The organism is Rhizobium sp. BT03 (assembly GCF_030053155.1).
Taxonomy (GTDB): Bacteria; Pseudomonadota; Alphaproteobacteria; order Rhizobiales; family Rhizobiaceae; genus Rhizobium.
On sequence record NZ_CP125640.1, the window covers coordinates 646,547 to 672,147 of the forward strand.

25 protein-coding genes are annotated in these 25,601 nt (G+C 60.4%); 9 read left to right on the plus strand and 16 right to left on the minus strand.

Annotated features, from left to right (window positions below; translation table 11 throughout):
• Positions 1–10: 10 nt before the first annotated feature.
• The 9 genes from bamA to QMO80_RS03165 form a co-directional block, all read right to left on the minus strand.
• Complete coding sequence (bamA, locus tag QMO80_RS03125; protein ID WP_283198858.1) at positions 11–2,350, minus strand: outer membrane protein assembly factor BamA; 2,340 nt, start codon at positions 2,348–2,350, stop codon at positions 11–13.
• Positions 2,351–2,547: 197 nt separating this feature from the next.
• Positions 2,548–3,681: an RIP metalloprotease RseP gene (gene rseP, locus QMO80_RS03130; RefSeq protein WP_283200099.1), complete on the minus strand. Its 1,134-nt coding sequence runs from the start codon at positions 3,679–3,681 to the stop codon at positions 2,548–2,550.
• Between the two features lie 28 nt (positions 3,682–3,709).
• Positions 3,710–4,540, minus strand: coding sequence for a phosphatidate cytidylyltransferase (locus tag QMO80_RS03135; protein ID WP_283198859.1), 831 nt, complete (start codon positions 4,538–4,540; stop codon positions 3,710–3,712).
• A complete protein-coding gene (locus tag QMO80_RS03140; protein WP_283198860.1) occupies positions 4,540–5,283 on the minus strand; it encodes an isoprenyl transferase in 744 nt (247 codons plus the stop codon). Before QMO80_RS03140 ends, QMO80_RS03135 begins: the two co-directional genes overlap by 1 nt.
• 37 nt (positions 5,284–5,320) lie before the next feature.
• Positions 5,321–5,881 carry a ribosome recycling factor gene (gene frr / locus QMO80_RS03145; RefSeq protein ID WP_097625357.1) on the minus strand — a complete coding sequence of 187 codons (561 nt, stop codon included), beginning with the start codon at positions 5,879–5,881 and terminating at the stop codon, positions 5,321–5,323.
• A 62-nt stretch (positions 5,882–5,943) separates the two neighbouring features.
• The gene (pyrH, locus tag QMO80_RS03150) at positions 5,944–6,666 is read right to left on the minus strand and encodes a UMP kinase (RefSeq protein WP_049735218.1); all 723 of its coding nucleotides are present in this window, start codon (positions 6,664–6,666) and stop codon (positions 5,944–5,946) included.
• A gap of 96 nt (positions 6,667–6,762) precedes the next feature.
• Entirely contained in the window at positions 6,763–7,689 is a 927-nt protein-coding gene (gene tsf / locus QMO80_RS03155) for a translation elongation factor Ts (protein WP_283198861.1), read from the minus strand.
• Between the two features lie 240 nt (positions 7,690–7,929).
• Positions 7,930–8,697, minus strand: coding sequence for a 30S ribosomal protein S2 (gene rpsB / locus QMO80_RS03160; protein ID WP_003573382.1), 768 nt, complete (start codon positions 8,695–8,697; stop codon positions 7,930–7,932).
• A gap of 271 nt (positions 8,698–8,968) precedes the next feature.
• The gene (locus QMO80_RS03165; RefSeq protein WP_283198862.1) at positions 8,969–9,805 is read right to left on the minus strand and encodes a cell envelope integrity EipB family protein; all 837 of its coding nucleotides are present in this window, start codon (positions 9,803–9,805) and stop codon (positions 8,969–8,971) included.
• A 136-nt stretch (positions 9,806–9,941) separates the two neighbouring features.
• On the opposite strand from QMO80_RS03165, the gene QMO80_RS03170 reads away from it, so the two are divergent.
• The 4 genes from QMO80_RS03170 to QMO80_RS03185 all read left to right on the plus strand — a co-directional run bounded on the left by QMO80_RS03170 (position 9,942) and on the right by QMO80_RS03185 (position 12,989).
• Positions 9,942–10,412 (plus strand): RidA family protein, encoded by a 471-nt coding sequence (locus QMO80_RS03170; protein ID WP_283198863.1) that lies wholly within the window; start codon positions 9,942–9,944, stop codon positions 10,410–10,412.
• Positions 10,409–11,128, plus strand: coding sequence for a glycerophosphodiester phosphodiesterase (locus QMO80_RS03175; protein ID WP_283198864.1), 720 nt, complete (start codon positions 10,409–10,411; stop codon positions 11,126–11,128). Before QMO80_RS03170 ends, QMO80_RS03175 begins: the two co-directional genes overlap by 4 nt.
• A gap of 181 nt (positions 11,129–11,309) precedes the next feature.
• Entirely contained in the window at positions 11,310–12,500 is a 1,191-nt protein-coding gene (locus tag QMO80_RS03180) for a GNAT family N-acetyltransferase (RefSeq protein ID WP_283198865.1), read from the plus strand.
• Positions 12,501–12,557: 57 nt separating this feature from the next.
• On the plus strand, positions 12,558–12,989 hold the full coding sequence (locus QMO80_RS03185) for an HIT family protein (RefSeq protein ID WP_283198866.1): 432 nt from the start codon (positions 12,558–12,560) through the stop codon (positions 12,987–12,989).
• A 79-nt stretch (positions 12,990–13,068) separates the two neighbouring features.
• On the opposite strand, the gene clpA is transcribed toward QMO80_RS03185, so the two are convergent.
• From clpA to QMO80_RS03215, 6 genes are all read right to left on the minus strand, one after another.
• Positions 13,069–15,561 carry an ATP-dependent Clp protease ATP-binding subunit ClpA gene (gene clpA, locus QMO80_RS03190; protein ID WP_283198867.1) on the minus strand — a complete coding sequence of 831 codons (2,493 nt, stop codon included), beginning with the start codon at positions 15,559–15,561 and terminating at the stop codon, positions 13,069–13,071.
• A 10-nt stretch (positions 15,562–15,571) separates the two neighbouring features.
• Positions 15,572–15,922, minus strand: coding sequence for an ATP-dependent Clp protease adapter ClpS (gene clpS, locus QMO80_RS03195; RefSeq protein WP_003586692.1), 351 nt, complete (start codon positions 15,920–15,922; stop codon positions 15,572–15,574).
• A gap of 277 nt (positions 15,923–16,199) precedes the next feature.
• Positions 16,200–16,571 carry a phasin family protein gene (locus QMO80_RS03200; protein WP_283198868.1) on the minus strand — a complete coding sequence of 124 codons (372 nt, stop codon included), beginning with the start codon at positions 16,569–16,571 and terminating at the stop codon, positions 16,200–16,202.
• A gap of 273 nt (positions 16,572–16,844) precedes the next feature.
• Entirely contained in the window at positions 16,845–17,048 is a 204-nt protein-coding gene (locus QMO80_RS03205; protein WP_037094675.1) for a DUF3126 family protein, read from the minus strand.
• 142 nt (positions 17,049–17,190) lie between these two features.
• Positions 17,191–18,024 (minus strand): serine O-acetyltransferase, encoded by an 834-nt coding sequence (gene cysE / locus QMO80_RS03210; RefSeq protein WP_012557537.1) that lies wholly within the window; start codon positions 18,022–18,024, stop codon positions 17,191–17,193.
• A 140-nt stretch (positions 18,025–18,164) separates the two neighbouring features.
• Complete coding sequence (locus tag QMO80_RS03215) at positions 18,165–18,950, minus strand: alpha/beta fold hydrolase (RefSeq protein WP_283198869.1); 786 nt, start codon at positions 18,948–18,950, stop codon at positions 18,165–18,167.
• 155 nt (positions 18,951–19,105) lie between these two features.
• Between QMO80_RS03215 and QMO80_RS03220 the strand changes: the two genes are divergently transcribed.
• On the plus strand, positions 19,106–19,351 hold the full coding sequence (locus QMO80_RS03220) for a zinc-finger domain-containing protein (RefSeq protein WP_003539274.1): 246 nt from the start codon (positions 19,106–19,108) through the stop codon (positions 19,349–19,351).
• A gap of 27 nt (positions 19,352–19,378) precedes the next feature.
• Positions 19,379–20,533 carry an FAD-dependent monooxygenase gene (locus tag QMO80_RS03225; RefSeq protein ID WP_283198870.1) on the plus strand — a complete coding sequence of 385 codons (1,155 nt, stop codon included), beginning with the start codon at positions 19,379–19,381 and terminating at the stop codon, positions 20,531–20,533.
• Between the two features lie 26 nt (positions 20,534–20,559).
• Here the strand turns inward: QMO80_RS03225 and QMO80_RS03230 are convergent, their stop codons facing one another.
• Positions 20,560–21,750, minus strand: coding sequence for a cystathionine beta-lyase (locus QMO80_RS03230; protein WP_283198871.1), 1,191 nt, complete (start codon positions 21,748–21,750; stop codon positions 20,560–20,562).
• A 359-nt stretch (positions 21,751–22,109) separates the two neighbouring features.
• Between QMO80_RS03230 and QMO80_RS03235 the strand changes: the two genes are divergently transcribed.
• The 3 genes from QMO80_RS03235 (at position 22,110) to QMO80_RS03245 (ending at position 25,583) form a co-directional block, all read left to right on the plus strand.
• A complete protein-coding gene (locus tag QMO80_RS03235; RefSeq protein WP_283198872.1) occupies positions 22,110–23,135 on the plus strand; it encodes an amino acid ABC transporter substrate-binding protein in 1,026 nt (341 codons plus the stop codon).
• Between the two features lie 98 nt (positions 23,136–23,233).
• Positions 23,234–24,436, plus strand: coding sequence for an amino acid ABC transporter permease (locus tag QMO80_RS03240; protein ID WP_283198873.1), 1,203 nt, complete (start codon positions 23,234–23,236; stop codon positions 24,434–24,436).
• 1 nt (position 24,437) lies between these two features.
• Positions 24,438–25,583, plus strand: a complete 1,146-nt coding sequence (locus tag QMO80_RS03245) for an amino acid ABC transporter permease (protein WP_283198874.1) — start codon at positions 24,438–24,440, stop codon at positions 25,581–25,583.
• Positions 25,584–25,601 lie beyond the last annotated feature (18 nt).

Here is a 25,601-nt window from a genome sequence, read left to right on the forward strand (position 1 = left end):
ACTGCCGATATCAGAATTGGTTGTTGATGCCAAACTTGAAGTTCTGCGTCTTGTCGAAGTCTTCCTTGAGAACCGGGATCGCGTAATCCAGGCGCAACGAACCGAAGGGAGACTGCCAGACGACGCCGACACCGACGGAAGCGCGCAGCGAGGCGTCTTCGCCCTCAATGCCGTCACCTCTGAGGTCGACGTCGTTGCCGAACAGCGTGCCGGCATCAGCGAAGACCGCGCCGCGCAGATTGAAGTCGCGCGGGAAGCCCGGCATCGGGAAGGTTGCTTCGGCCGATGCGGTGAAATAGGTCGTACCACCCAGCGGATCGTCATTGGTGCCGGCAACGCGCGGGCCGATGCCCTTGTTTTCAAAGCCGCGAATGTCGCCGTTGGTCAGCGTGAACTGGTCGAAGACGTTCAAATGCTCACCGAAGCCGACGACATAACCCGCCGAGGCCGAAACCGAGCCGATGATATCGGCATCGTCAGCGAGCAGACGGTAATAACGGGCCTTGCCGTAGATCTTGTAGAATTGCGAGTCGCCGCCGAGACCGGCGATTTCCTGCGTCGCCGTCGCGTAGATGCCTTCGCGCGGCAGGACGGTGTCATCAAGCGTGTTATAGGTCAGCGTCTGCGAAATGGAAGACCGCGTCCAAGGGCTGTCCTCGACGAGGTGCTGATACGGCGCCGACAGATCGGAAAGATCGCTGCTATCAGCGTCATACTTCATCTGCTTGTAGTTATAGCGGAAGGTCGTCGCCAGATCCTCGGTGATCGGCGCGGTAACGCGCAGGACGACGCTGGTTTCCTCGTAGTCGTAATTGTCGTTGCTCGACGTTTCGCTGTGGTTGACGTCGAAGCCTGCCGCCAGGCGGTAACCGAGGAAATAGGGCTCGGTGAAGCTGACGCCGTAGGCGCGCGAACCTTCCTGACCGCCGCCGGCCGAGATGCGGATGTACTGACCGCGGCCGAGGAAGTTCTTTTCCTCGATCGATGCTTCAAGCAGCAGACCGTCGCCGCCGGCGGCATAACCTGCGCCGACACCGAACGAACCTGTGGACTGATCCTGCACGTCGACGACCACCACCACGCGATCCGGCGAGCTGCCCGGCTGGGTGGAGATGTTGACGGACGAGAAGTAACCGAGCGCTTCGAGACGGCGCTTGGCCTTGGTGATCATCTGCTGGTTGAAGGCGTCGCCTTCGCTCATATCGAATTCGCGGCGGATCACGTAATCGCGCGTGCGGCTGTTGCCCCGGATTTCGATGCGCTCGACATAGGCGCGCTCGCCCTGGTCGACCAGATATTCGACGCCGATCGTATTGTTGTTGAGGTCGCGGTTACCGCGCGGCGTAACGCGCGCAAAGGGATAACCGGCAGAGGCGACCTGATCGGAGATCGCTTCGATCGACTTCTGCACTTCCTTGGCGTTGTAGACGTGACCTTCGTGGGTGCGCACGAGCGGCTGCAGCTGCTCGGAACCGACGCCTTCGACGGTCGACTGGACCGTCACCGGGCCGAAGTCGTAACGCTGGCCTTCCTCGATGTTGAAGGTAAGCGTGTATTTGTTGGTCGCGTCGTCGAAGGTCGCATCGGAAGAGACGATGCGCATGTCGGCGTAGCCGCGATTGTAATAGAACTGGCGCAGCGCTTCCTCGTCGGCATGCAGCTTGTCGTCGTTATAGACGTCCTTGCGGGTCAGGAACGACAGGAAGTTCGAACGCTTGGTAGCGATGACGGCAGCCAGGCGGCCGGCGCTGTAGGCATTGTTGCCGACGAAGTTGATCGAATCGATCTTGGTGCGGTCACCCTCGTTGATGACGAAGGCAAGGTTGACGCGGCCTTCGCCGAGCGGCACGACCTGCGTCGTCACTTCGACTTCGCTGCGGCCGGTCGCGGCATAGGCTTCCTTGATCGCCTGGATGTCGGCCTGGATCTGGGTGTCGCTATAGGGGCCTGCGGCATGCGTCTGGACGATGGTCGCGAGCTTGTCGTCCTTGATCTTGCGATTGCCGTTGAAGACGACCTGATTGACGAGCTGGGCTTCCTGGACGTTGACGACAAGCGTACTTCCGGAGACCGAAATCTTGACGTCGGAGAAGTAACCCGTCCCATAGAGCTGCTTGACCGAGTCATCGATATCAGTGTTCGAAAAACTCTTTCCGGGAGCGATGGTCAGGTTCGACCGGACAGCTTCCGCGCCGACGCGGCTGGCGCCGCGCACATCGATGCGCTGGATGACCGCGGCCTCGGCGGCCGTAGCGGAAACGAACGTCAAAGCACCTGCGCCCGAAGCAACAACACTAGCAGACAGCGCAACCGCCGATACTGCGTTCAAAAACTTTGAACCAGCCTTCATTTCACCTATTACCTTTTTTTCCCTCGTCCCCGGTTCCGGGAGAACCCGATTCCGGTCACGTGTGTCGTTTTACCCGCTTTTGACATACAAGCAAGGGAGGTCGTTAATTTCTGTTTACTTCATTTCGAAGCGTGACCCATTCGCCACTACAGCCTTGAAACATCGTAAATAAATAGTAATTCCCTTGCCTTGCGCGTTTACCCTCTGATCGCGCCAACGTCGTTCCAGGTCGTGAAAACCATCAATGTCAGTATCATGGCCAAGCCAATGCGAAATGCGATTTCCTGAGCCTTGGCGCCCAGCGGTTTTCCTCTGACCGCTTCCACCGCATAGAACATCAGGTGGCCGCCATCAAGTACCGGAACCGGCATCAGGTTAAGCAATCCTATCGAAACTGAAAGCATGGCGGCAAGCTGCAACACTGCCCCTATACCAAGCGAAGCCATCTGGCCCGAGGCTTGCGCAACGCGGATCGGCCCGCCCAGTTGATCGGCCCGCATCGTACCGCGGAAAATATTGCCGATATATTTGAAGGTTCCGGTGACGATATCCCGGGTCTCGATCACACTTTCGCGCAGCGCCTGGAGCGGCGTATAGGTCTGCAGGCGGAAATTGCCGACTTCCTTGCTGGTGACGATGCCGATCTGGCCGACTTCGATCTTGTTGCCGAACTGGTCGGTCCTGTCGACGCGTTGCGGCACCATCGGCAAGTCGAGCTTCTGGCCGCCCCGCTCGATGGTGACGACGATCTGCTGGCTTGGGCGGATGCCGACATAACGGCGCACATCGTCGAAGGTCTCGACCTTGCCGCCGTCGATGGCGACCAGGAGATCGCCGGGAAGGATGCCCGCGGCAGCCGCCACACCATCCGGCGTGACCTCGGAAACGACGGGATCGGCAACCGAACGGCCGTAGACCGAGAACAGAATGGTGAAGATAGCGATCGCCAGCAGGAAATTGGCAATCGGGCCGGCGGCAACCGTCGCGGCGCGTTTCCACAGCTTTGCGCCGGCAAAGGAACGCGCCCTGTCCTCCTCGGACATGGCAGCGAGCTTGTCGCTGTCGGGCTTGCTGGACGCGTCTTCGTCGCCAAAGAACCGGACGTAGCCGCCAAGCGGGATTACCGCGATCTTCCAGCGCGTTCCATGGCGGTCGGTGAATCCGAATATCTCCGGACCGAAACCGACTGAAAAGGCAAGGATGCGGATGCCGCACCAGCGTCCGACGAGGTAGTGGCCCATCTCGTGCACGAAGACGAGCAGCGAGAGCACGAGGATGAAGGTGACGATATTCCCCATCAGGAATGCGTATATATCGGCCATCACTTCTATCAGTTCCTTCCGTCAGGCTGCCGCGTCATCAAAGGCCGAACAAGGCCGCACCGAGCGACGTCATCGCAGTCCCCTTTATCAGGGAAAATAATCCAGCTAGCAAGAACGCCGAAAAACAGGCGAAAATCAGTCCGTCGACACGGTCCATCACGCCGCCATGGCCCGGAATGAGACGGCTTGAATCCTTGACGCCGAATTTCCGCTTGATGAACGATTCAAACAGATCTCCCGACTGGCTGCAAACCGACAGAACAAGCGCTGCAAAGCCGGCGATGAGTTCAGCGCCAGGAAGGAGAAAGTGGATGAGAACGACGCCGGCTGCGACTGCCGAAACGGCGCCGCCGATTGCGCCCGACCATGTCTTTCCAGGCGAGATCGAAGGGGCAAGCTTCGGTCCGCCAAGCGCCCTGCCGACGAAATAAGCAAGGATGTCGGTTGCCCAGACGACGGCAAAGACGAAGAGCATGGCGTAAAGACCGGGCCGGTCATCGCTTCTGATTGCGGCCAGAGCCAGGCCCGTGGCGCCGGCATAAAACAGGCCCACCGGCAACCAGCGGCTGGTGCCGTGCAGGATGATCAGCGCTATGCCGACGGCGGTGACGCCGGCCAGCATGCCGGCGGCGAATTCGAAATTGCCGACAAGCACGAGGAAGGCAACCGCCGCCTGACCGATCCAGCCGACCGCATTGGCGACCCAATCACGCGCGATGCCTGATATCGTCGACCATTCATAATAGACCAGCAGGCCGATCACGGCCGCCAGGACGCGGAAGGCAACCCCCCCATACCAGGTGGCGGCAAGAACGATGGCTGCAAGAATGAGTCCTGAAACGATGCGGAGCTTCAATTCCTGCTGCATCAGGTGCCAACCGCGGCTGCCTGCGACGACAGGCCGCCGAAGCGCCGGTCGCGGGAGGCGAACTTCTCGAGTGCCGAGCGGAAGATCTCGGGGCTGAAATCCGGCCAATATTCCGGAACGAAGATGAATTCCGAATAGGCGGCCTGCCACAGCAAGAAATTGGAAAGCCGCTCCTCGCCGCTGGTGCGGATGATGAGATCCGGATCGGGGATACCCGCCGTGTCGAGACGGGCGTCGATCAGCGCGGGCGTGATGTCCTGCGCCCTCAGGCGACCGGCCTCGACGTCTCTCGCCAGGCTCACCACGGCCCGAGAGATCTCGTCGCGCGAACCGTAGTTGAAAGCGATGACCAGCGTCAGCGCCGTATTGTCCTTAGTGGTTTCCTCCGCCTCGAGCAGCAGGCCGAGGATATCGCTGCGCAGGCTGTGGCGATCGCCGATGACCCTGATCCGCACATTCTGGCGGTGAAGCTCGGCGAGGTCACGGCGGATGAAAGCCTTGAGCAGACCGAGCAGATCGGAGACTTCGGCCTCGGGCCGGCGCCAGTTCTCCGAGGAGAAGGCAAAGAGCGTCAGATATTTTATGCCGGCCGCGCCGGCGGCGCGCACTGTCTCGCGCACAGCCTCGACGCCCTTGCGATGACCCATCGTGCGCGGCAGGCCACGTTGCTTGGCCCAGCGGCCATTGCCATCCATGATGATGGCAACATGCTCTGGCACAGTCACAAATACAGATTCCGACATTTCCCGTCCGGTCTTTCCAGGCAAAGGCACAGATCCACTAGACCTGCATGATTTCCTTTTCCTTCTCGCCAAGCAAGCGGTCGATTTCGGAAATCGTCTCGTCCGTCATCTTCTGTACACGTTCCGACTGCGCCCTGCCCTCGTCCTGGCCGATTACGCCGTCCTTTTCGGCCTTCTTAAGGCCGTCCATGCCATCGCGGCGAACATGGCGAATCGCGACCTTGCTCTTTTCGGCATAGTCATGAGCCACCTTGACGAGCGATTTGCGACGCTCCTCGTTCAGCTCCGGCAGCGGGATGCGCAGGTTCTGGCCGTCGACGATCGGGTTGAGGCCGAGATTGGATTCGCGGATACCACGCTCGACGGCGCTGACCATCGACTTGTCCCAGACGGAAACCGACAGCATGCGCGGCTCGGGCACGGTGATGTTGGCGACCTGGTTCAGCGGCATGCGCGAACCATAGGCCTCGATCGTGACCGGATCGAGGATGTTGGCCGAAGCACGGCCGGTGCGCAGCGATGCGATGTCGCTTTTGAATGCGGAAACCGCGCCGTCCATGCGGCGCTTCAGTTCCTTGATATCGATACCTTCACTCATGTCGGTGCTCCCGTATAAAACGCGTCACGATGGCTGCGCCTGATAAAGCGGCGCAGTCTCTATCAGTTGTCGGAGACGATGGTCTTGAGGCCACCGCCCGTCAGGATTTCAGTAAACCCGCCTTTCTCGTGGATCGAGAAGACGATGATCGGAATGGAATTCTCTCTGGCGAGCGCCACGGCGGCAACGTCCATTACCGCAAGCCCCCTGTCCAGGACTTCCTGGTGCGTCAGGCGGTCGAGGCGGGTCGCATCGGGATATTTCTTCGGGTCGGCGGTGTAGATGCCGTCCACCTGCGTGCCCTTGAAGATCGCTTCAGCGCCCATTTCGGCGGCGCGGAGTGCCGCGGCCGAATCGGTGGTGAAGAAGGGGTTGCCGGTGCCGCCGGCAAAGATCACCACACGTCCCATCGACAGATGATAGAGGGTCGCGCGCTGCGAAAAGCTCTCGCAGATCTCGGGCATGGAGATGGCCGAAAGCACCACCGTATCGATGTTCAGCTTGCGCAGCGAGGTCGCCAGCGCCAGCGCGTTGATGATGGTGCCGAGCATACCCATGTGGTCGCCGGTGACCCGGTCGCCGCCCTTGGACGCCACCGCGACACCGCGGAAGATATTGCCGCCACCGACGACGACGCCGACTTCCACGCCCATATGCCTTGCCGCGGCGATATCGGATGCAATGCGGTCCGCCACCGCAACATCGATCCCGAAACCCTGGCTACCCATGAGCGCTTCGCCGGAAGCCTTGAGTAGAACGCGTTTATAGACAGGCTCTAAAGACATCTTGGCTCCTCGTAAATTGCCGTGAATGCCCGATACACGAAGGGCACCGCGTTGTCACGCGATGCCCCTGTTGTTTTCCCAATTATGGCTGGAAGATCAACCCTTGACGGCAGCCGCGACTTCAGCCGCGAAATCGGTCTCTTCCTTCTCGACGCCTTCGCCGAGCAGCAGGCGGGCCATGCCGGCGACTTCGATCGGGGCGCCGACGGCCTTTTCAGCTTCCTTGACGGCGGCTGCGACGGTCAGATCCGGATTGATGACGAAAGCCTGCGAGAGAAGGGCGACCTCTTCGAAGAACTTGCGCATGCGGCCGTCGACCATCTTCTCGATGATGTTATCAGGCTTGCCGGAGGCGCGCGACTGCTCGATGAAGACGTTGCGCTCGCGCTCGGCGACGGCGGCATCGACTTCCTCGGGGCGGATCGCCAACGGTGCGGTCGCAGCGATATGCATGGCGACCTGGCGACCGATTGCGTTCAGGGCTTCCTTGTCGCCGGTCGACTTCAGGGCGACGAGAACGCCGAGCTTGCCGAGGCCGTCGGAAACGGCATTGTGGATATAGGTGGCGACGACGCCGTCCTCGACGGAGAGCGCGACCGAGCGGCGCAGGTTCATGTTCTCGCCGATCGTTGCGATCGCGTCCTTGATCGTGTCGGAAACGGACTTACCGGATGCCGGGTAGGACGCAGCCGCAACGGCGTCGACGGTGCCGTTTGTGGAGACGGCGACCTTGGCGATGCCGCGGACGAGATCCTGGAAGGCATCGTTACGGGCGACGAAGTCGGTTTCGGAATTGACTTCGACGACAACAGCCTTGGTGCCCTGGCTCGAAACGCCGATGAGGCCTTCGGCAGCGGTGCGGCCCGACTTCTTATCGGCCTTGGCTATGCCCTTGGCGCGCAGCCAGTCGATCGCCGCTTCCATGTCGCCGCCGGTCTCAGCAAGAGCCTTCTTGCAGTCCATCATGCCTGCGCCGGTCTTTTCGCGCAGTTCCTTCACCATTGCAGCCGTAATCTCGGTCATTAGCTTCCTCTTGTCGGTTCATACGGTGGGCCGCAAAGCGCGGCGCGGCACCGGATTGAGGCACGAAATGTACCTGTATGTATGACAGCGTGATGAAGACGCGTCATATCGAAACTTGATCTGGCAAAGAGCCTGATGCCCTCGCCCTGAAACAGGCAAGGCCGCCGAACTTCGATGAGTCGCAAGCGGCCTTTCCCAGTCATGCAAGCTTTGGCGGAGCTATCGTTCCGCCGGCTTTCATCAGCCTTCGGCTGCTTCCTCGAGAGCCGGTTCGACCGGAACTTCGGAGGATGCGCCGAGATCGCGGCCGGAAGAGCTCTGCTGACGCGCAATGCCGTCGATGGCCGCACGGGAGATCAGCTCGCAGTACAGAGCGATGGCGCGCGATGCGTCGTCGTTGCCCGGGATCGGATAGTCGATCAGGTCAGGATCGCAGTTCGAGTCGATGATGGCGACAACCGGGATGCCGAGGCGCTTGGCTTCGTCGATCGCGATCTTTTCCTTGTTGGTGTCGATGATGAACATCAGGTCCGGCGTGCCGCCCATATCGCGGATACCGCCGAGGGCCTTGTCGAGCTTTTCGCGCTCGCGCTCGAGGTTCAGACGTTCCTTCTTGGTGAAGCCCTGGGCTTCGCCGTTGAGGATCTCATCGAGCTTGCGCAGGCGCTGGATCGAGTTGGAGATCGTCTTCCAGTTCGTCATCATGCCGCCGAGCCAGCGCGAGTTGACGTAGTACTGGGCTGAACGCTTGGCGCTGTCGGCGATGATCTCGGACGCCTGGCGCTTGGTACCGACGAAGAGAACGCGGCCGCCGCGGGCAACGGTGTCGCTGACGACCTGCAGGGCGCGTGACAGCATCGGAACGGTCTGGGCCAGGTCGATGATGTGGATGTTGTTACGATCGCCGAAGATGTACGGCTTCATCTTCGGGTTCCAGCGGTGCGTCTGGTGGCCGAAGTGGACGCCTGCTTCGAGAAGCTGGCGCATAGAGAAATCGGGCAATGCCATGCCTTTGTATCCTTTTCCGGTTGAACCTCCGCAAGGCGAACAGCATCCTCTTCGAGAATGCCACCGGGCGGAACGATCCGGATTTCTCCCGGACAATCCCATGCCTTACGTGTGGAATGCGGTGCCCATACATTCGATTTGGCGCAAAATCAAGGCTTGCGCTGAAAAATCCGGGAATTCGCCTGGCAGCCCATGAAATGGGATAATGAAGAGCTGGATGGCTGGCTGGCGAATGCCGCCTTCAGTCATCGAAGTGCGTGTCGCAGCTTCCCTATTTGCAGGCCTCGGCCTTGCGGTCGAGCAGTTCGAGCTTGGCGAGCTTTCCGGTCAGAACGAAATCGCCGTAATCCATCGTCAGGTCGCGGGTGATGCCGTTCTCGTAGAGCTTGAACGACATGCGGTAGACCGGCAAAGCGTCCGACTTCGCATTCTCGTTGAAATAGGCGATCGTCACCGGCCAGAAGGCCGTCTTGGAGAAAGCGCCGGCGTTGCCGGCATCGGCCTCCTCGGCAACCGGCGTCTCCTGCTTGCCGACGATCGTCGTCGTCACCAGCGACTTGTCGCCGTCGTCGGAGCCGTCGAAGACGCGGGCCTCGAAGAAGCGCTTGCCGTCCTTGGCATGCTGGATCACGTCGAGCATATGTTCGGTCGGGAACCGGCTTTCGGCAAGCTGCAGTTCACGGCTCGACGGCTGCTTGAGAGCGACCTTGACGCCATCCGGCTGATCCTGAGCCGCACCGTTGACCTCCTTGTCGAGCTGTTCGTCGGTGAAGGATTTGGTGTCGAAGGTGAACTTGCCGTCCTTGAGATTCTCGAAGGTCTTCGTCTGCTGGTCACTGACGCGGACGCTGTCGCCGGTGTCGATCTGCGTCACGAAGCGGAAGTTGGTGGTGAAGCCCTGGCAATAGCTGCCGTCGAACTCATAGACCATGCGACCGTACATGCCGGAGATGCCGGAGCGGTCCGAAGCATCCTTCAGTTCCAGATCATAGACCGCGCGATGTGCGACGAGGCCGGTCGCGATCGCAGCGCTTACCGCGGGCGCAGCCGCCCATGCATTGGCGGAAACGCTGGCGAGAAGCAGAGCGACAAGACCTGATCGGAACATTCATTAACTCCTGTTGGACTCGGTCGCGATGTTATAAGAACGCTTTCGGCCAAATCGAGGCTCGAACCTGTCATATTAAAGATTCTAGTCTTGATGCATAATTTTTGAAGCATTGACAACAAAAGCGGAGACGAAAATGTCCGATGAAATTGCAAAGCGCCTGACTGAGATGGGGATAACCCTGCCCGAAGCCGCAGCCCCTGCTGCAAATTACGTTCCCTACGTCATCAGCGGCAATCTTCTCTACATCTCCGGCCAGCTGCCGCTCGAAGGCGGCAAGATCGCCGTCTCCGGCCATCTCGGCCAGACCGTCGACGTTGCCGCGGGCCAGCGCGGCGCCGAACTCTGCGCCATCAACATTCTTGCGCAGGCGAAGGCGGCACTTGGCGGCGATCTCGGCCGTATCCGGCGCGTCATCAAGCTGAACGGCTTCGTCGCCTCGGCGCCCGACTTCGTCGAGCAGCATCTCGTCATCAACGGCGCGTCGAACCTGATTGCCGGCGTGCTCGGCGAGGCCGGCAAACATGCGCGTGCCGCTGTCGGCATGGCCGCCCTGCCGCTGAACGCCGCCGTCGAGATCGATGCTATCATGGAAATCGCGGAATGACCAATGCGGCTTGGATCCGGGACGTGCCGGTCGCCCACCGCGGCTATCACGATCTCAACAAACTCGTCTGGGAAAATACGCTTTCGGCCTTCGCGCGCGCCGTCGAAGCGGGCTTTGCGATCGAATGCGATCTGCATTACGCCTCCGACGGCGTGCCGGTCGTCTTTCACGACGAGGACCTGCAGCGGCTCTGCAATCTCACCGGCGACGTCCGCGAGCGCACCTCCCGCGAACTCGGGCTGATCGCCGTCGGCGGTACGGGAGACAAGGTGCCGACGCTCCGCCAGCTCCTCGATCTCGTGCAGGGCAAGGTGCCGCTGGTGCTGGAGCTCAAGGGCCGCGAGGCCGATGACGAGGGTTTCGCCGAAGCCGTGCTCGAGGTGCTTGAGGGATATGAGGGCAAGGTGGCGCTGATGAGCTTCGACCATTGGCTGCTGCGCGATCTGAAGGCGCTTGGCGCACCCTACCCGCTCGGGCTGACCGCCAACGGCAACACGCCGGAGGAGTTCGCAACGCATGCCAAGGCGATGGAGATCGGTCTCGATTTCATCTCCTATTATTATGACGATCTGCCGAACGCCTTCATCTCAGGCGAACGCGAAAAGAGCATCCCCGTCATCACCTGGACGGTGCGCGACGAAGAGGCACGCCGGCGGACCTTCGCCAACGCGGACCAGATGACCTTCGAAGGCTTCGACCCGCGTGTGGCGGTTTGACGCTCGCTTTTTGGCCAAGATCATGCGCAGATTGCCGCATAATTCCTTAAATCGGAATCGATTTAAGGATAAAATTATGCAGCAACTCAAAGCGTTACAGCGTCCTTTGCGCGTCTGAAAAGACGCGCGGCGCTGTAAGGCAGAGCCGAAACCGGCCGCCCACAGGCTTCGCATTTGCCCCATGACCGATGACCTCACCATTCGCGTAGAACGCTCCTTCACCGCGATTTCCCCGGAAAGCTGGGCTAGGCTTGCCGGGACGTCGAAGAGCGGCACGACGCTTGCCTACAACCCCTTCGTCTCGCACGCCTTTTTGTCGTCGCTGGAGGAATCCGGTTCTGCCGATGCCGAGACCGGCTGGCTCGGCCATCATCTACTGCTCGAAACGGATCGCGGCGAGCTGATCGGCGCACTGCCCGGCTATCTCAAAAACCACAGCCGGGGCGAATATGTCTTCGATCATGGCTGGGCCGACGCCTTCGAGCGGGCCGGCGGGCGTTATTACCCCAAACTTCAGTGTTCCATTCCGTTCACCCCGGCGACAGGCCCGCGCCTTCTCGTTGCCGAGGGGCTGCAGCGGCTGCCTGTCCAAAGCGCGATTGCCGAAAGCCTGAAGGAGGTCGTGCGCCGGCTCGGCGTCTCCTCGGCTCATATCACCTTCGTGCCGGATGAGGAGATCGGCGTCTTCGAGATGGACGGCTATCTCCACCGAACCGACCAGCAGTTCCATTTCATCAATGACGGCTATGCCAATCACGACGAGTTTCTCGAAACGCTCGCCTCGCGCAAACGCAAGGCGTTGCGCAAGGAGCGCCGTGCCGCCCTCGAAAACGGCATCAGCATCGACTGGCTGACCGGCCGCGACCTGACGGAACGCATCTGGGATCAGTTCTTCAACTTCTATATGGATACCGGCGGCCGCAAATGGGGCCGGCCCTACCTCACCCGCAAATTCTATTCGCTGATCGGCGAGCGCATGGCCGACGACATCCTGCTGGTCATGGCCAAACGCGACGGGCGCTATATCGCCGGCGCGATCAACTTCATCGGCGGCGATACGCTTTATGGCCGTCACTGGGGCTGCATCGAGGATCATCCTTTCCTGCATTTCGAGGTCTGCTATCACCAGGCGATCGACTTCGCCCTTTCGAAAGGGCTGAAACGGGTCGAGGCCGGCGCCCAGGGCGAACACAAGTTGGCGCGCGGTTACCTGCCGGTGACGACGCATTCGGCCCATTATGTCGCCCATGCCGGCCTTCGCCGCGCGATCGGCGATTATCTCGCCCGCGAGCGCGCCGATGTCGAACAGATGAGCGAGCTGCTCGCCGAGCACAGCCCCTTCCGCAAGGGCGAGCGTCAGCAGGAGGATTGACGCCGCCCTGCCGGCCGCGTTACCCGATCAACGACTGCAGAAAGAGGAGATTTCGCGATGACCAATCCGGCCGCTTATGACGACAACAATATCTTCGCCAAGATCCTGCGCGGCGAAATTCCCTCGCACCGTATCTATGAAGACCAGCATACCGTCGCCTTCATGGATGTGATGCCGCAGGCGCCAGGCCATGTGCTGGTCGTTCCGAAGGCGGCGTCGCGTAATATCTTCGATGCCGATCCCGCCACCCTCACCCATGCCATTACAGTCGTCCAGAAGGTCGCCAATGCGGTCAAGGACGTCTTCGACGCCGACGGCGTGTTCATCGCCCAGTTCAACGAACCGGCTGCCGGGCAAACGATCTTTCATCTGCATTTCCACGTCATCCCACGCTATGAGGGCGCGGCACTCAAGCCGCACTCCGGCAAGATGGAGGATGGCGCCGTGCTTGCGGCCAATGCCGAAAAGATCAGGGCGGCACTGGCGTAAAGTCGACCCCAGTTTCACAAGGACTGAGAACGAAAAAGGCCGCGGATGACGCGGCCTTTTCCAATTCAATGACGAAAGCTCACTTCTTGCGCGGGACCTTCGGAACCGTGCTTCCCTTCTTCGGGGCGTCGCGGACCTCGGGCTCGGCCTGCGGGACCGTCTTGGCGCGGGTCTTGGGCGCCGGCTTGGTCTTCAGCTCGCCATCGCTCTCGCCGTCGGCATCGGGATGGGCGACTTCGGCTTCCGGCTTCGGCTTGATCGGCGCCGTATCCGGAATGGCTTCCAGCACGATGCCGGGCTTGCCGTCTTCCTTCTGACCGACCGTGACGTTGACGACGCCGCCCTTCTTCAGCTTGCCGAAGAGGATTTCGTTGGCAAGCGGCTTCTTGATCGTATCCTGGATCACGCGGGCAAGCGGGCGGGCGCCCATCTTTTCGTCGTAACCCTTTTCCGACAGCCAGGCGATCGCATCCTCATGCAGGTCGAAGGTAACGTTCCTTTCGGAAAGCTGGGCCTCCAGCTGCATGATGAACTTCTGCACCACCTTGTGGATGACGGCCGTCGGCAGCGCCGCGAAGGGAATGATCGCGTCGAGGCGGTTGCGGAATTCCGGCGTGAACAGGCGGGTCAGCGCCTCCTCGTCCTCGCCGGTGCGCTTGGACGAGCCGAAGCCGATCGCCGCCTTGGCCATTTCGGACGCGCCCGCATTCGTCGTCATGATCAGGATGACGTTGCGGAAGTCGATCTTCTTGCCGTTATGGTCGGTCAGCGTGCCGTGGTCCATGACCTGCAGCAGGATATTGTAAATGTCAGGATGCGCCTTCTCGATTTCGTCGAGCAGGACCACGCAATGCGGGTGCTGGTCGACGCCATCGGTGAGAAGACCGCCCTGGTCGAAGCCGACATAGCCTGGAGGTGCGCCGAGCAGGCGCGACACCGTATGCCGCTCCATATATTCCGACATGTCGAAGCGCAGAAGCTCGACGCCGAGCGACGATGCCAGCTGCTTTGCCACCTCGGTCTTGCCCACACCGGTCGGACCGGAGAAGACATAGGCGCCGATCGGCTTGTTCGGCTCGCGAAGGCCGGCGCGCGCCAGCTTGATCGAGGTCGACAAGGCTTCGATGGCGATATCCTGGCCGTAGACGACCGAACGCAGTTCCTGCTCGAGATTGGCAAGCACCGCTTCGTCATCCTTGGAGACGGTCTTCGGCGGAATGCGCGCCATCGTGGCAACCGTCGCCTCGATCTCCTTTTCGGTGATCAGCTTGCGGCGCTTCGACGGCGGCAGCAGCATCTGGGCAGCACCCGTTTCGTCGATCACGTCGATCGCCTTATCCGGCAGCTTGCGGTCGGAGATGTAGCGGGCCGACAGTTCGACGGCCGATTTGATCGCGTCGTTCGAATAACGCAGGTGGTGATACTCTTCGAAATAGGGCTTCAGGCCCTTCATGATCTCGATTGCATCGTCGATCGACGGCTCGCTGACGTCGATCTTCTGGAACCTGCGGACCAGCGCCCGGTCCTTTTCGAAGAACTGACGATATTCCTTGTAGGTGGTCGAACCGATGCAGCGGATCGCACCCGACGACAGAGCCGGCTTCAAGAGGTTCGATGCATCCATCGCTCCGCCTGAGGTGGCGCCGGCACCGATCACCGTGTGGATCTCGTCGATGAAGAGCACGGCGCCCGGATATTCTTCCAGTTCCTTGACGACCTGCTTCAGGCGCTCTTCGAAGTCGCCTCGGTAGCGCGTGCCGGCAAGCAGCGTGCCCATGTCGAGCGAGAAGATCGTCGCATCGGCCAGCGCTTCGGGAACCTTGCCCTCGACGATGCGCTTGGCAAGGCCTTCGGCGATCGCCGTCTTGCCGACGCCGGGATCACCGACATAGAGCGGATTGTTCTTCGAACGGCGGCACAGGATCTGGATGGTGCGGCTCACCTCGGCGTGACGGCCGATCAGCGGGTCGATCTTGCCGCCCTTGGCCTTCTCGTTGAGATTGACGCAATAGGCTTTCAGCGCATCCTGCTGTTTCTTGGGGCCGCCCTCTTCCTCGCCGCCGCGTGCCGTCGGCTTGCTGCTTTCCGCTTCCTCCTCGGCGCCGCGCGGGGGGCGCGCTTCCGAAGCGCCCGGGCGCTTGCCGATGCCGTGGGAGATATAGTTGACGGCGTCGTAGCGGGTCATCTCCTGCTCCTGCAGGAAATAGGCGGCATGGCTTTCGCGCTCGGCGAAGATCGCGACGAGCACGTTGGCGCCGGTCACCTCTTCGCGGCCGGACGATTGCACATGGATGACGGCACGCTGGATGACACGCTGGAAGCCGGAGGTCGGCTTCGAATCCTCGTCATATCCGGTGATCAGATTGGAGAGTTCGTTATCGACATATTCGACGAGCGTCTTGCGCAGCGCGTCGAGGTCGACGTTGCAGGCGCCCATGACCGCGGCCGCATCGGCATCGTCGATCAGGGCGAGCAGCAGATGCTCGAGCGTCGCATATTCGTGATGCCGCTCGTTGGCAAAGGTCAGTGCCTGATGGAGCGCCTTCTCTAAACTAGGCGAAAATGTTGGCACGTTCAGATCCTCACTTCTTTTCCATGACGCATTGCAGCGGATGCTGGTGCTGCCGGGCGAAGTCCATCACCTGGCTGACCTTCGTTTCCGCCACCTCGTATGTGAATATTCCGCATTCGCCGACGCCGTGGTTATGGACATGGAGCATGATGCGGGTGGCACTTTCACGATCCTTTTGAAAAAAACGCTCCAGAATATGGATGACGAATTCCATGGGCGTGTAGTCGTCATTCAAAAGCAGCACGCGGTAGAGATTGGGCTTTTTGGTCTTCGGCTTGGTGCGTGTGATGACCGAGGTTCGATTTCCGTTCTCCCCGTTCCTATCGCTGTCGTTCTGCATCCGGATCGGCTTTGCGATCATTGTCATTCATTCCTCAAGCAATCCGGCGGAGCATGGGAGGGTGCTTTTCCCGCCGAATATCTGAAACACTAACTTAGTTCATAATAGGCCGATTTTAAGCCCCCTGTCAGTCACTGCAATCAAGAAATGGCCGGCATGCACGGGAAAGACCAAAAAAGTCCCCGGCCGAATACCATGGAGGCGTTGCAGCGAAAGTAGAAACAAAAAGACCGGCCACAGATGCGTAGCCGGTCCTTGAATTTCAATATGTAGCGCAGGTTGCGCCGTTGCAATCAATTCATGCAGCGGCGGGTGTGGAAGGCTGCGCCTGCCTGGGGGTTTTGGCGACGGCAGCGGCGATCGGCGCTTCATAGGGCTTGTAGGCGGATTTGGCGAGATCGGCATACATCTCGCCGAGCTTCGTCGTCTCGGAAACGAGACCTTCGAAATAGGACTTGACGTAATTGGTCTGAAGTTCGAAAGCGGCCTCGAAGCTCTTGGCACCGGCCAGCGTTTCGAAATGCGTCACCGCGTCCTGAAAGGATTTCTTCGAATAGTCAGCGGCTTCGGCGGCGATCGCCTGGAAGCCCTTGGTCGTATCGGAATAGGTTCTCAGCGCCGTGTCGACGGCTTCCTTGCTCTTCCTGTTTGCATCGTCAAAGTTGAACATGACCGTCCTCCGTTGGGCTGTGGGATGGCGGCAGGGTAGCTGCAACGCACAAATAGTCAAGTAGTCTTGTGCGATGCAAAACATCCATGAGTTGTGCAGAAATAATAAAACAAAGGATGCGCGCCGGGGCACGTACGTCTTTAACTGATTTTGCTAATATATATCAGATCAGCGCAACCGGAAGCTTTAAATAAATTTTCGGCCCGAGCCCAGAAAACAAAAAAAGACCGAACGGATCGCGCCGTTCGGTCCTTTGAAAGCGTTCGAGCGCGATCAGAGATCGACGTCGAGGATCGCCATCGAAAAGTTGTAGGAGCGGTCGCCGTCCTCGTCATCGATGTAGACAACGCCCAGAAATTCTTCGCCGAGATAGACTTCCGCAGAATCATTCTTGCGCGGACGCGCCTTGACGACGATCTGCGGGTTGAGCATGCGTTTGAAATAGGCGTCGAGCTTCTTGATTTCTTCTGGCTTCACTCTGTCATCTCCGTAAACGGTCTTGATTGGCCGCTTCTTGCACAGGAAAAGCAGCGGTGTAAAGGCAAGGTTGCCACTTGGCAATTTCCGTCCCCACCTGGGGCCTGCCGACTTTTCCCAATCCTTTTTTTCCGGCAGCCGATCAGATATCGGCGCCGATCACCTGGTCCATGTTGCGCGACGGCTCGGAACAACCGGCTTCGCCGACGACCTTGGCCGGCACGCCGGCGACGGTCTTCTTCGGCGGCACCGCCTTCAGGACGACGGAGCCGGCTGCGATGCGTGAGCAGTAACCGATCTCGATATTGCCGAGGATCTTTGCGCCGGCGCCGATCATGACGCCGCTGCCGATCTTCGGATGGCGGTCGGCGCCCTCTTTGCCGGTTCCGCCGAGTGTCACGTTATGCAGGATCGAGACATTGTCGCCGATCACAGCCGTCTCACCGACGACGAGGCCGGTGGCGTGATCGAGGAAGATTCCCTTGCCGATACGGGCGGCCGGATTGATATCGGTCTGGAAGACGCTGGAGGAGCGGCTTTGCAGGTAGAGCGCAAAATCTCGCCGGCCGCGGTTGAGCAGCCAATGGGCGAGACGATGCGTCTGCAGCGCATGGAAGCCCTTGAAATAGAGCACGGCCTCCATAAAGCGCAGGCAGGCGGGATCGCGGTCGTAGATGGCCTGGATATCGACGCGCAGAATGGAGCTCCATTCCGGCCAATCGGAGAGCATTTCCTCGAAGGTCTGGCGAAGCAGGTTCGCCTGCATGTCGGGGTGATCGAGACGTTCGCAGATGCGGTGGATGACGCATTCCTCGAGCGAATGGTAGTTGATCACCGTCGAGTAGAGGAAGGCGGCGAGAACCGGATCCCGTTCGGCGGCGAGCCGGGCTTCCTCGCGCAGGCTGTCCCAGATGGGATCCATCACCTTCAGCGGATGGCCTGTCTCAAAAGCACGAATGTCAGTCTTGGCGACCATCGCCGCTCTCCTCGTTGCCAACGGGAATGCCGTTTTCGGAATGCCAATATATAGTGGAAAACGCCAATAACATAAATGGGTGCCGTCGCCATGGTTTTTTAGCATGAGGTTTCGGCATCACGATGATGTCATCCGCGACATCACCCCCTGGCGACTTTCGCGTAGAATGCCAGCACCGCCTGCTTGAAAACCCTGTCGCCGACGGCGAGCATGTGATCGCGGCCCGGAATATCGAGCGCTTCGGCATCGGGCATCAGGCCCGCCAAATCCTGCGGCGAGCCGGCGATATCGTCTTTCGTGCCGACACCGATCAGTGCCGGCATGTCGAGCTTTGCCATATCCGCGCGGGCGACGAGATCGCGCGAGCCGCGAATGCAGAGCGCAAGGGCGACGCGATCGCTCTTCGTCTGCTCGGCGAAGGCCCGGAACATCCGGCCGCGCTCATGCGTGACATCCTCGAGCGAAGGAGCAAGCAGCGCATCGGCGATCGGGTCCCAGTCGCCGACGCCGTCCGTCATGCCGATACCGAGGCCGCCGAGCACCAGCGAACGAACGCGATGCGGATTGGCAAGGGCGGCAAAGACCGAAATGCGCGCGCCCATCGAATAGCCCATGACATTGGCTTCCGGAATGCCGAGATGGTCGAGAAGAGCGATCGCATCGCCGGCCATCACCCACGGACGGTAGGCCTCAGTGTCGTGCGGCTTGTCGCTTGCGCCATGGCCGCGATTGTCGATGGCGATCACCCGGTAGCCGGCATCCCCCAGCGTCTTCAGCCAGCCCGGATGCACCCAGTTGACGTTTGCGGTCGAGGCAAAACCGTGGATCAACAGGACGGGCACGCCGGCCGGATCGCCCTCATCGAAGAAGGAAAGCTGCAATCCGTCATGGGTGAAGCTTGAAAATGCAGGCGTGTTCAGGTTCATCGGGTCTTCCTTTTGGCGCGACCATAGTCGAGCCGCCTCTCAGCGTGAAGCCAAAACTGTGGCTAAAAACAGTACCCATCGCGGCGCTTTGGCTCTACACATTTGCGGAGAAGGCTTATAAGGTCCGCGCAGATTTCAAGCATTCGGAGAACGACATGGCCGGCCACAACATTCCCCACTTCCAGAACGATGGCGGTCACCGGGTTATCGAAGTCGGCGTCAAGGAATTCATGTGCACCGGCGCTTCGGCTCCCTTCGATCATCCGCATATCTTCATCGACATGGGCGACGACAACGAGAAGGTCTGTTCGTACTGCTCGACGCTCTATCGGTTCAATTCGGCGCTGAAGCCCAGCCAGACCAACCCGGCCGGCTGCGTTTTCCACGTGAAGGCGGCCTAACCCGCCAAGATCCGGATCGGACTGACAATGCCGGTCGAACATGCCGCCATCATCGGCGCGGGGATATCGGGGCTGACCGCTGCGCTTTCGCTTTCGCGCCGGGGCATCAGCTCCGACATCTTCGAACAGGCGGGCGAACTCACCGATGTCGGCGCCGGCTTGCAGGTTTCGCCCAACGCCTCCCGCATCCTTGCCGAGCTCGGCATCCTTGAGGGGCTGTCGAAGGTCTGGCTCGAACCGGAGACGATCCGGCTGATCTCGGGCAGTTCGCTGCGCCAGCTGGCGGCGGTACCCGCAGGCACATTCGCGCGGCAGCGCTGGGGCGCTCCGTATGGGGTTCTGCACCGCACGACGTTGCAGAAAGCGCTTCTGGCGGCGGTCGAGGCCGATCCGCTCTGCCGGCTTCACCTCGGTATCAGGATGGAATCGGCGCTGCCGGATTTCGAGCGAGCGCCTGATGTCGTCATCGGCGCCGACGGCGTCTGGTCGAAGCTGCGGCAATTGGTTCCGGGTGGCCCCTCCCCGCGCTTTTCCGGCAATATCGCCTACCGCTTCACCATTGCCGCGGATGAAGCGCCCGGTTTCCTCGACCGGGTCAGCGTTTGCGCTTTCCTCGGCGGGTCGGCGCATCTCGTCTGTTATCCGCTGCGGGAGACCGGCAGCTTCAACATGGTGGCGATCACCGCCGGCAATATCGCGCCGCAGACCTGGCAAAGCGAACCGACGGCCGAGCAGCGCGCAGAGCTCAGGAAGCGCTTTTCCGGCTGGAACGCGGCGATCGTCTCACTCTTCGAAGGACACCGGAAGCTGACATTCTGGCCGCTGTTCGAAACCACATCAGGTGCGTGGCAGGACGGCCGCAAGACGGTGCTGATCGGCGACGCCGCGCATGCGATGATGCCGTTTGCCGCCCAAGGCGCGGCCATGGCAATCGAAGACGCCTACGAGCTTGCCGCCTTTCTTTCCAATCGTCCGGTGACGGAAGCGCTGGTGCTCTTCGAAAGACATCGCGCGCCACGCATCGCGAAACTTCGTCAGCGCGGCGCCTTCAACCGGTTCGCCTATCATGCGAAGGGGCCGATCCGGATCGGCCGCGATCTCGTGCTTGGCCTCAAGCCGCCGCAAAGCCTGGCCGCCGATCTCGACTGGATTTACGGCTATCAGGCCGTGCGCCTGCCGTAAAACGCGGCAGGCGGCTCTCATTCCTGTCAGACCGCGCTTGCGGCCGCAAAACCGCGTTCGATATCGGCCTTGAGGTCAACCACATCCTCGATGCCGATCTGCAGGCGGATGACCGCACCGTCGGTCGGGGCCTTGGCGACCTTGCGATCGGCGAGATAGGCGTGCAAGGCGAGGCTTTCAAAGCCGCCCCAGGAATAGCCGAGACCGAAAATCCTGAGCGCGTCGAGAAAGGCATGCGCCTTTGCCCTGGATTTTTCGGGACTATCGGCGGCAAGCACGAAGGAAAAGATGCCGCTGGCGCCCTTGAAATCGCGCTTCCATAGATGGTGAGAGGGGAAACTCGGCAAGGCCGGGTGCAGCACGCGGGCGACATACTCCCTGCCCTCAAGCCATTGCGCGATATCGAGCGCGCTTTCATAATGCCGCTCGAGGCGGAGCCCCATGGTGCGCAATCCGCGCAGGATCTGATAGGCATCGTCGGGTGCGCCGCAGATGCCGAGCACGCCGTTCGCTTCCTTCAGCCGCTCCCAGTGCTCGGCATTGGCCGACACCGTTCCGAGCAAAATATCGGAATGGCCGGACGGATATTTCGTCGATGCGTGGATCGAAATGTCGACGCCGTGATCGAGCGGCCTGAAATAGAGCGGCGTCGCCCAGGTATTGTCCATCATGACGACGGCGCCATGGCGGTGCGCCACCGCCGAGATCGCCGGGATATCCTGCATTTCGAAGGTGTTGGAGCCGGGAGCCTCGGTGTGAACGAGCTTGGTGTTGGGCCGGAACAGCGCCTCGATGCCGGCGCCGATGGACGGGTCGAAATATTCGACCTCGACACCAAGACGCTTCAACATCGTGTCGCAGAAATGGCGCGTCGGACCATAGACCGAATCGACGACGAGCGCATGATCGCCGGCGGCGACGAAACCCAGGAACGGAATGGTGACGGCCGCAAGGCCCGAGGGAACGAGGATCGTGCCGGCCGAGCCTTCAAGTGCGTCGATCGCCTCGCAGAGCGCATCCGTCGTCGGCGTGCCGCGCGTTCCATAGGTGTATTTCTGCGCCCGCGTCTCCATCGTCCGCGCATTCGGAAACAGCACCGTCGAGGCATGCACGACCGGCGGATTGACGAAGCCGTGATAGTCGAACGGGTCGTTGCCGATATGGGTCAGGCGGGTGTTGATGCCGGCGTTCTGCAGCAAGCTGTCTTTGTCTTTCATGTCGGAAATAGCCTATGACGAGGGGCACGAAACCAGACTTTTGGACGCCCCGCGGTTTGTGGTCAACCCCTTGACGATTGCTTGCGGGTAAGGCTGGGGAATGATGAAATTTCCGAATTTCGCGTTATTTTTCCGCAACTGGACGCCTATTTCATAGCCAACCGCCCTCGAATGCGGCGCAATCTGTCAAAATTCTGAATTTTGCCGCAATTATTGATGGCGACACTTGACCATGGTGACATTTGCGACTGTGATAGGGCACTCGCGCCGGGAGGGTGTCGAGACGATGGGGGCGGCTGGATTTTTCCGCCGGACTCCCCACAACAAAATATAAGCCAATGGAAAAGGTTGGGAAAAAAATGAAGAACAAGCTTCTGTCCGCCGCAATCGGCGCAGCAGTTTTCGCTCTTGGCACCTCGGCTGCCTCGGCCACCACTCTCGGAGATGTAAAGGCAAAGGGTTTCGTTCAGTGCGGCGTCAATACCGGTCTGGCCGGATTTGCCGCTCCTGACGCATCCGGCAATTGGGCCGGCTTCGATGTCGATTTCTGCAAGGCTGTCGCTTCGGCCGTCTTCGGCGACCCCACCAAGGTGAAGTTCACCCCCCTCAGCGCCGCCAATCGCTTTCCGGCTCTTCAGTCCGGTGAAATCGATGTACTGGCCCGCAACACGACCTGGTCGATCAACCGCGACACGGCTCTCGGCCTGAACTTCCGTTTCGTCAACTACTACGACGGCCAGGGCTTCATGGTTCGCAAGAGCCTGAACGTGAAGTCGGCGCTCGAGCTCTCCGGCGCATCCGTCTGCGTGCAGTCGGGCACGACCACGGAACTGAACCTCGCCGACTACTTCAAGGCGAACAACCTTCAGTACAACCCCGTCGTCTTCGAAAAGCTGGACGAGGTCAATGCCGCCTATGATGCTGGCCGCTGCGACGTCTACACGACCGACCAGTCCGGTCTCTATTCGCTGCGCCTGACGCTGAAGAACCCGGACGAACATGCGATCCTGCCGGAAATCATCTCCAAGGAGCCGCTCGCCCCGGCCGTTCGCCAAGGTGACGACCAGTGGTTCGATATCATCAGCTGGGTCGGCTATGCCATGATCAATGCCGAAGAATTCGGCATCACTCAGGCGAATGTCGACGACATGAAGAACTCGCCGAACCCCGATATCAAGCGCTTCCTCGGTGTCGAGGCCGATACCAAGATCGGTACCGATCTCGGTCTGACCAACGATTGGGCCTATAACGTCGTCAAGAACGTCGGCAATTACGGCGAAGTCTTCGAGCGCAACATCGGCCAGGGCAGCCCGCTCAAGATCGCGCGCGGCCTCAACGCCCTGTGGAACAAGGGCGGCATCCAGTACGCTCCGCCGGTTCGCTGATCGGAACTGCATGAAAGCCGGAAAGGCGGGCGACCGCCTTTCCTCCTCTTATAAAAAAGCTCCGAAAAGGAGCACATAACATGGGGAATTGGCCAGGCATGACGCATCATGTTGCGGATTCGGCACCTTTGCCTAGGAGCGGCTGGAGCTTCCAGTCCGCCCTCTACGACCCGAAAATTCGGGGTATCTTCTTCCAGGTTCTTACCATCGTGTTGCTGGTCACCTTCGTGTGGTGGGTTGCGCACAACACCGCCGTCAATCTGGCGCGCGCCAACATCGCATCGGGATTCGGCTTCCTGAACGGCCGCGCCGGCTTCGAAGTCGGCCAGTCGCTGATCCCCTATTCAAGCGATTCGACCTACGGCCGCGCGCTGGTGGTCGGCCTGCTGAACACGCTGCTGATCGCCGTTACCGGCATTATCACCGCTACCATCATCGGCTTCATTATCGGTATCGGCCGTCTGTCGCGGAATTGGCTGATTGCCAAGCTGTGCACGGTTTATGTGGAAGTGTTTCGCAATATTCCGCCGCTGCTTGTGATCTTCTTCTGGTATTCGGGCGTTCTGGCGGTTCTGCCGAACGCGCGTGAATCGCTGCATCTGCCGCTCGGATCGTATCTGAACAATCGCGGCCTTTCCTTCCCCAAGCCGATTTTCGGTGAAGCTTTCTGGCTCGTCGGCGTGGCCTTCGTCATCGCGATCATTGGCGCCATTGTGACGGCCCGATGGGCGCATCGCCGGCAGGCGGCGACAGGTCAGCCGTTCCACACGATCTGGGCTTCGATCGGCCTGCTGGTCGGCCTGCCGCTTGTTGCGTTCCTGCTCGCAGGCATGCCGCTTTCCTTCGACTATCCGATCGCGGGCAAATTCAACCTCACCGGCGGCTCCATCGTCGGGCCGGAGTTCATGTCTCTCTTCCTGGCGCTTTCCTTCTATACCGCCGCCTTCATCGCCGAGATCGTGCGCGCAGGCATTCGCGGCGTGCCGAAGGGGCAAACGGAAGCCGCAGCCGCACTTGGGCTGCACCCCTCGTCGATCACCCGCCTGGTCGTTATTCCACAGGCCTTCCGCATCATCATTCCGCCGTTGAGCAGCCAGTATCTCAATCTCACCAAGAACTCGTCGCTGGCGATCGCCATCGGCTTTGCCGATCTCGTCGCCGTCGGCAGCACGACGCTGAACCAGACCGGTCAATCCGTCGAGGTGATCCTCATCTGGATGGTCATCTACCTCAGCCTCAGTATCGTGACCTCGCTGTTCATGAACTGGTTCAATACCAAGATGGCGCTGGTGGAGAGATAAGATGAGCAACAGTTTCGTCAGAACCGCCATGCTGGCGCCGGAACCGCCTCCTTCGGGAGAAAAGGGTGCCGGAGCCTGGATCCGCCGCAACCTGCTTGCGACACCGAAGGACATGGCCCTCACCATCCTGGCCCTGGTCTTTCTTGCTTGGGCCCTCCTCCATGCGATCGATTGGCTCTTCGTACAGGCGGTCTGGACCGGGTCGGATCGCACATTTTGCGCCACTGCCGTCCAGGGCGGCATCCAGCCGGACGGTTGGAATGGTGCATGCTGGGCCTTCATCGCCGCCAAGTTCGACCAGATCATCTACGGTGGCTACCCGCTCGATGAGCGCTGGCGGCCGACTCTGGTCGGCATTCTCTTCGTACTCCTGCTGGTGCCGATGCTCATCCCCTCGGCGCCGCGCAAAGGAGTGAACGCCATCCTGCTCTTTATCGTGCTGCCGATCGTTTCCTTCTTTCTGCTTCACGGTGGATTTGGCCTTGAAATCATCGAGACTCCACGCTGGGGCGGGCTGCTGGTGACGCTGGTGCTCTCCTTCGTCGGCATCGCGGTCTCCTTCCCGCTCGGCATTATCCTGGCGCTCGGAAGACGCTCGCAGATGCCTGTCATCCGCACGTTCTGCGTCATCTTCATCGAAGTCGTCCGCGGCGTGCCGCTGATTACCGTCCTCTTCATGGCGAGCGTCATGCTGCCGCTTTTTCTGCCGGCCGGCTGGACGGTGGACAAGCTCCTGCGTGCGATCATCGGGGTATCGATCTTCGCCTCCGCCTATATGGCCGAGGTCATTCGCGGCGGTCTTCAGGCAATTCCCAAGGGTCAGTTCGAGGGTGCGGATTCGCTCGGCCTCGGCTACTGGCAGAAGATGCGGCTGATCATCCTGCCGCAGGCGATCAAGCTGGTGATCCCGGGTATCGTCAACACCTTCATCGGCATGTTCAAGGATACCTCCCTGGTGTCGATTATCAGCATGTATGACCTGCTCGGCATCGTGCGCTTCTTCTTTACCGATCCGAACTGGGCAACCGCGGTAACGCCGCTGACAGGGCTGATCTTCGCCGGCTTCGCCTTCTGGCTTTTCTGCTTCGGCATGTCGCGCTATTCGGCATTCATCGAACGTCACCTCGACACCGGCTACAAACGATAAAAATGAGGGAAAACAATC